The sequence below is a fragment of the Pantoea sp. Ft-CA_14 genome, from assembly GCF_024520875.1.
In the GTDB taxonomy this organism is placed as follows: Bacteria; Pseudomonadota; Gammaproteobacteria; order Enterobacterales; family Enterobacteriaceae; genus Pantoea; species Pantoea agglomerans.
On sequence record NZ_JALNPM010000034.1, the window covers coordinates 1 to 341 of the forward strand.

The 341-nt window shown below is 47.8% G+C and carries 1 tRNA gene; it reads left to right on the plus strand.

Features of this window, described 5'->3' with window-relative positions:
* Positions 1-118 precede the first annotated feature (118 nt).
* Positions 119-194 (plus strand) — tRNA-Glu (locus tag NR195_RS22735).
* The last annotated feature ends 147 nt before the right edge of the window (positions 195-341 follow it).

The following is a 341-nucleotide window of genomic DNA, read 5'->3' on the forward strand; positions in this document are numbered from 1 at the left end:
GTAGGGGAACCTGCGGTTGGATCACCTCCTTACCTGAAGATACCTTCCCGCGCAGTGTCCACACAGATTGTCTGATAGAAAATAACGAGCAAAGTGTCTTTCGAAGACAGACTTAATTGTCCCCTTCGTCTAGAGGCCCAGGACACCGCCCTTTCACGGCGGTAACAGGGGTTCGAATCCCCTAGGGGACGCCAAAGCTTGGTGACAGGTGAAAGATGTTACCCACATATCTTAAAGATGACTTACGAGTCATGTTTAAGATATTGCTCTTTAACAATCCGGAACAAGCTGAAAATTGAAACGACGCAGCGCGTCATTCCTCCGTAATAAGGGATGACAAA